Origin of the sequence: Mesorhizobium sp. M7A.F.Ca.US.005.03.2.1 (assembly GCF_003997795.1) — a bacterium.
In the GTDB taxonomy this organism is placed as follows: domain Bacteria; phylum Pseudomonadota; class Alphaproteobacteria; order Rhizobiales; family Rhizobiaceae; genus Mesorhizobium; species Mesorhizobium ciceri.
This window is the reverse complement of the sequence record NZ_RZRP01000422.1, coordinates 1-5,421: the sequence shown is the minus strand read 5'-3', so window position 1 is coordinate 5,421 and position 5,421 is coordinate 1. Positions and strand designations below refer to the sequence as shown.

Annotated in this window: 5 protein-coding genes and 2 pseudogenes; 4 read left to right on the top strand and 3 right to left on the bottom strand. The window is 63.8% G+C overall.

The features are described 5' to 3' along the window. Window positions 1–341: pseudogene (locus tag EN991_RS21865) on the bottom strand (thermonuclease family protein); the annotation flags it as partial. A gap of 75 nt (window positions 342–416) precedes the next feature. Between EN991_RS21865 and EN991_RS21860 the strand changes: the two are divergent. Further along, window positions 417–1,937 carry a HAMP domain-containing sensor histidine kinase gene (locus EN991_RS21860; protein ID WP_024503313.1) on the top strand — a complete coding sequence of 507 codons (1,521 nt, stop codon included), beginning with the start codon at window positions 417–419 and terminating at the stop codon, window positions 1,935–1,937. A gap of 11 nt (window positions 1,938–1,948) precedes the next feature. Here EN991_RS21860 and EN991_RS21855 read toward each other — a convergent pair whose 3' ends face one another. Beyond that, the gene (locus EN991_RS21855; RefSeq protein WP_063170237.1) at window positions 1,949–2,944 is read right to left on the bottom strand and encodes a nicotinate-nucleotide--dimethylbenzimidazole phosphoribosyltransferase; all 996 of its coding nucleotides are present in this window, start codon (window positions 2,942–2,944) and stop codon (window positions 1,949–1,951) included. Window positions 2,945–3,141: 197 nt separating this feature from the next. On the opposite strand from EN991_RS21855, the gene EN991_RS21850 reads away from it, so the two are divergent. Then, complete coding sequence (locus EN991_RS21850; RefSeq protein WP_024503316.1) at window positions 3,142–3,375, top strand: DUF1289 domain-containing protein; 234 nt, start codon at window positions 3,142–3,144, stop codon at window positions 3,373–3,375. 7 nt (window positions 3,376–3,382) lie between these two features. Continuing rightward, entirely contained in the window at window positions 3,383–4,087 is a 705-nt protein-coding gene (locus tag EN991_RS21845) for a TIGR02281 family clan AA aspartic protease (protein ID WP_013531717.1), read from the top strand. A gap of 10 nt (window positions 4,088–4,097) precedes the next feature. On the opposite strand, the gene dusA is transcribed toward EN991_RS21845, so the two are convergent. Then, a complete protein-coding gene (gene dusA, locus EN991_RS21840) occupies window positions 4,098–5,096 on the bottom strand; it encodes a tRNA dihydrouridine(20/20a) synthase DusA (RefSeq protein ID WP_127369528.1) in 999 nt (332 codons plus the stop codon). A gap of 114 nt (window positions 5,097–5,210) precedes the next feature. Here dusA and EN991_RS40340 point away from each other — a divergent pair. Further along, window positions 5,211–5,421: pseudogene (locus EN991_RS40340) on the top strand (site-specific integrase); the annotation flags it as partial.

The following is a 5,421-nucleotide window of genomic DNA, read 5'->3' as shown; positions in this document are numbered from 1 at the left end:
GTACAAGAGACGGGCTTGCCGGCGATCAGGCGAACGAGCGACTGACGCGCAAGCGTGCCGCAGGAATAGTCCGCGCCGTTCTTGCGGCAGGTCTGCGTATATTCCGGAGCATCGATGCCGCGCATGCGGATACGCTCGGTGCCAAGCGTGATCGAATCGCCGTCGTTGATGATTGCCACGCCTTGCGTCTTGCGTGTCTCCACCCGGTCGAGGCGGGCCGCCAGCAGGATCAGCAGTCCGAGGATGATGACGGCAAGCCCGTAATCCACCAGCCGGCGCCACAGGCTTCTGGGGCGCGCAACGTATCGCCGGCGCGGCCTCGGCGACCATGAACGGCTCATATGGCAAACGGTTGGTTAATCATTCGAACGTAGCTTAACACTTGGAAACCGCTGCTCGCATAAATTGAAGTTTTGATGCCCTTGCAACGCTCGAACACAGCGGACAAGTTCATTGTGGACCGCAGGAAACGCCATCGCAACAGCGATGTCGCGCGCGCGGTGCGCAAGACGCGTGACCGTCTTTCGCAGCAGGCCGGCAATCCCGATTTCGATCGCGAACTGCTGAAGCTGCATGCCCGAGCGATGACAAGCGGCGCCATCGCCATCCCGCTTCTCGTGCTGGCGATTGCCGCGGGTGGCCGGCTGGCCGGAATCGGCAATGAGATCGGGCTTTGGGCGCTGTTCACGCTAACCTGCTACACTATCGTTGCCTTCATGGCGCGGCGCATCGAGCGCACTGAAGCTTCCGAGCTCAACCCTTTGCAAGCACGGCGGGAATTCCTGATCGGCCATTTCCTGTGCGGTCTCGGCTGGGCTTGGTTCGTGTGGCTTGGCTGCAGCGTCTGCGAGGTCGATCCGTTCCACATCGTCAAGGCCGTGGTGCTGTTGTTCGCCATGGCGGCGACCGCGGTGATGACCTCGTCTCTGCGGGGCGCGCTGCTGGCGACCTTTGCCGTTCCCGTGGCGCTCTACGCCTATGCCGGCGCCAAGCTATGGATGCCGGTCGAGGCGATCATGGCCGCGCTGCTGGTCGTGTCGCTGCCGTTCTTCGCCTATGTGGCCCGTCATCTCAACCACTCGTCCCTGATGATGCTGTCGTTCCGCTCCGAAAAGGATGCGCTGATCGCCGAACTGGAGACGGCGAAATCGATGTCGGACGAAGCGCGGCGGCGGGCCGAGGACGCCAATCTGGCGAAATCGCGGTTCCTCGCCTCGATGAGCCACGAATTGCGCACGCCGCTCAACGCCATTCTCGGTTTTTCCGAGGTGATGTCGAACGAGGTGCTGGGACCGATGAGCAATCCCACCTATCGTGACTACGCCCATGACGTGCACGAATCCGGCCAGCATCTGCTCGACCTGATCAACGAGATTCTCGACCTGTCACGCATCGAGGCCGGCCGCTACCAGCTCAATGAAGAGCCGGTGATGCTGCTTGGTATCGTCGAGGACTGCTGTCACATGATGGAGTTGAGGGCGCGCAACAAGGATATCCGTGTCGTCCAGGATTTCGAGCACGAGCTGCCTCGGCTGTTCGCCGATGAACGGGCCGTGCGGCAGATCACGCTCAACCTTCTGTCGAACGCGATAAAATTCACCGCCACCGGCGGCGAAATCCGTGTCCGTGTCGGTTGGACGGCGGGCGGCGGACAATACATTTCGATCAAGGACAATGGCCCGGGCATACCGGAAGACGAGATCCCGATCGTGCTTTCCGCCTTCGGCCAGGGCTCCATCGCCATCAAGAGCGCCGAGCAAGGCACCGGGCTTGGCCTGCCGATCGTGCAAGGGCTGCTCGCAATGCATGGCGGCGAGTTCGAACTTCATTCCAAGCTGCGCGAAGGCACCGAGGCGATCGCCATCTTCCCGCTGAGCCGGGTGATGGAGGAATTGCCAGCACTGCCGACAGCAGCGGTGGCGGCTCGACGGCGGTAATACCTCAAGCCCTAACCGCGTACCGCCGCAGCCATGCCCGAACTGGTCAGCGCGGCGGCCTTGACCAGACCCGCGGCAAGGGCGGCCCCTGCCCCTTCGCCATGGCTGATGCCCAGATCAAGCAACGGGCGCAAGCCGAGCCGTTGGGCGGCGCGTGCATGCGCGGGTTCCGGCGACAGGCTGGCCAGCAGGCAATGGTCGAGCGCGGCGGGATTGACGCCATGCAGTACCGCTGCGGCTGCCGTCGCCGCCAATCCGTCGAGCAGCACCGGGATCTTCTGCATCCGCGCGGCCAGAATGGCACCGGCGATCGCCGCGAATTCCCGACCGCCGACCCGGCGCAGCGCCTCGAGCGGGTCGCCGAGATGGCCGCCATGAAAAGCCAGCGCCGCATCGACCACGTCCGCCTTGCGTGCCTGCATCGCCGTATCGGCGCCTGACCCCGGGCCGGCCCAGTCGGCGCCCCCGCCCCCGAACAGCGCCGCAAACAGGGTGGCGGCGACGGTGGAGTTGCCGACGCCGAGATCGCCGAGACACAAAAGATCGGTGCCGCCGGCGATCGCTTCCATGCCGAAGGCCATGGTGGCGGCACAGCCACGCTCGTCAAGCGCGGCCTCTTCGGTGATGTCGGCGGTCGGGATGTGCAGGGCAAGATCGAAAACCTTAAGCCCGAGATCGTAGGCAATGCAGATCTGGTTGATCGCGGCACCTCCGGCGGCGCAAAGTTCGACCGCGTTGGCGGTCGCCGCCACCGGCCGTGGCGAAATGCCGTGGCGCGTGACGCCGTGATTGCCGGCAAAGACCGCCATCAGCGGTCTTGTCACCGCGGGCGGAGCCCGCCCGCTCCAGGCGGCCAGCCAGGCGGCGATGTCCTCGATGCGGCCAAGCGAATTGCCCGGTTCGGCCTTGGCAAACAGCGTGCGCACGCGGGTCTCGGCTGCCGTGTCGGCCGCCGGCAGATTGGCCAACAGGTTGCGAAAATCGTCGAAAGGCAGTGCGCTGGTCATCTTGTTATCGATCATTCCCTGGATTTGGTAAGCGGCATAGCCGCCTTGCGGGGTTGGCACAACCTCTGGGATGATGGGCCTGCATTTGCCGCAAAGCCGGCCCCGAAGGGCGCAATCGCGAGGGCTTGCATTGGCTTTGCCGTTGCACCATGTGGAGGTGGAACAAGGGATTGCGGATGGAAGCCCAAGAGAAAGTCATGACGGCCATCGAATCCCCGTGCATCCTGGTCTGTTCGATCGACATGAAAACCGGCTTCTGTTTCGGGTGCGGCCGCACGCGCGAGGAAATCGGCGCCTGGATCGGGATGACGCCGGAAACGCGCCGCAGCGTCATGGCTGAATTGCCGGCCCGGCTGGAAACGGTCGAGCGCCGGCCGCGCCGGGAAACGCGCCGCACCCGCATGGCGCGCGAACGCGACGCGCTGTCGTGAGGTGCGGATGAGCCGGTTGTTCTGGATATTGATGGCCGCGATCGGGGTGGGAGCAGTCCTGCTCATGCTCAACGATTCCGCCGGCAGCACCCTCGGCGTGGAGAACAACGATTTCAGCCGGCTGATCTGGCTCGGCGCCTTTGGCGCCCTTATCGGCGCCGGCCTGCTTCGCTCGGGCCGACCCCTGGGCGCCATGGCCCGCAACTTAGGCGCCTGGGCGGCCATCGCGCTCGCGCTGATCGCCGGCTATCAGTACCGCTATGAGCTGCAGGATGTCGCCAGCCGGGTGACCGCGGGCCTTGTTCCCGGCAGTCCGCTGGCCCTGGGTATCGAAGACGGTCACGCCACCGTAACGCTCGACAAGGCGGACAACGGCCATTTCGAAGCGCGCATCCTGGTCAACGGCAACCCGGTCCGGGCCGTGGTGGATACCGGCGCGACCAGCACCGTGCTGACGTCCGAAGACGCACAAGCCGCCGGATTCAATCCAGCGGCGCTCAACTACACCATACCGGTTTCGACCGCCAACGGCATGGCACGCGCCGCGGCCGTGAAAACCGATCAGATTGCGATCGGCGGCATCACGCGCAGGGATATGTCGGTGATGATCGCCGCACCCGGCATGCTCAGCCAGAGCCTGCTCGGCATGAACTTCATCGGTTCATTGTCGGGTTTTGACGTGCGCGGCGACCGCATGATCCTCAGGGACTGATCCCGGAATCTCAAGCCGCTTCGGCTGCCGCTCCGCCGAGTTCGACGGCCGCGAAAGCCGCCTTCAGCACGTCCGGGCCGGCGCCGGGTTTTGTCGCGTCGGTGGACAGGATCTGCCGGTAGCGGCGCGCGCCGGGCAAGCCATGGAACAGTCCGACCATGTGGCGGGTGACATGTCCAAGCCGCCCACCCAGCTCGATATGACGTGCCGCATAGTCCGCCATCGTATCGATCAGCGCGGCGAAATCGAAGGGCTCGGACTGGACGCCGTAGAAAGCGGCATCGACGCCAGCCAGAATGCCGGGCGTGTGGTAGGCGGCGCGGCCAAGCATGGCGCCGTCGACATGGCCGAGATGCGCCAACGCCTCTTTGATCGTCTGAATGCCGCCATTGATGCCAATGAATTCGTTAGGTTTTCTAGCCTTCAGCCGATAGACCCTGTTGTAGTCGAGCGGCGGGATGTCACGGTTTTCCTTGGGGCTCAGCCCTTCCAGCCACGCCTTGCGTGCATGCACCCACAATGCGTCGGCGCCGGCGTCGAAAACTCCATCCGCCAACGCATCGAGGGCCGGCTCCGGATCCTGCTCGTCGACGCCGATGCGGCATTTGACGGTCACGGGAATTGTCACCGCCGCCTTCATCGCCGCGACACAGCCGGCAACGAGGTCCGGCACCTTCATCAGGCAGGCGCCGAACGTGCCCGACTGGACGCGGTCTGACGGACAGCCGACATTGAGGTTGATCTCGTCATAGCCAAAGGCCTCGCCGATGCGCGCCGCCTCGGCAAGTTTTTCGCGATCCGAGCCGCCGAGCTGCAGCGCGACCGGATGTTCTGACGCATCGAAGCCGAGCAGCCGCTCGCGTGCGCCATGGATGACGGCGTCGGCCACCACCATCTCGGTGTAAAGCAGCGCATGGCTCGACAGCTGGCGGTGGAAGAACCGGCAATGCCGGTCCGTCCAGTCCATCATGGGTGCAATAGCCAGTCTATGCTCTTGATTTTTCAGCATTTTTTCTTTAACATCAAATCGTTAAAACCTGCCGAGTGCACACGAATTTACGCCAGAATACGACCCTTTTCGCCACGTTTCGATCTCTCAGTGCACACAGAGCGCACACAAAAAATGGCCACCTACACAAAACTCTCGTCCGGTTCCTGGCGTGTCCAAGTCCGTCGCAAGGGTCGCTACGTCAGCGAGACCTTCCTGCGCCGAGACGACGCACGGCGCTGGGCAACCGAAGTCGAGCGCCAAGTCGATCGTGGTGAGACGCCGACCAAGTCCCGTATAGCGCGCCTGAAAACTTTCGGTGAACTCATCGACCTTCATATCGACG

What these genes read in the sequence shown, in the direction of transcription:
- EN991_RS21860 (WP_024503313.1), top strand. Translation starts at nt 417, where the DNA reads ATGCCCTTGCAACGCTCGAACACAGCGGACAAGTTCATTGTGGACCGC.
- EN991_RS21855 (WP_063170237.1), bottom strand. Translation starts at nt 2,944, where the DNA reads ATGACCAGCGCACTGCCTTTCGACGATTTTCGCAACCTGTTGGCCAAT.
- EN991_RS21850 (WP_024503316.1), top strand. Translation starts at nt 3,142, where the DNA reads ATGACGGCCATCGAATCCCCGTGCATCCTGGTCTGTTCGATCGACATG.
- EN991_RS21845 (WP_013531717.1), top strand. Translation starts at nt 3,383, where the DNA reads ATGAGCCGGTTGTTCTGGATATTGATGGCCGCGATCGGGGTGGGAGCA.
- dusA (WP_127369528.1), bottom strand. Translation starts at nt 5,096, where the DNA reads ATGCTGAAAAATCAAGAGCATAGACTGGCTATTGCACCCATGATGGAC.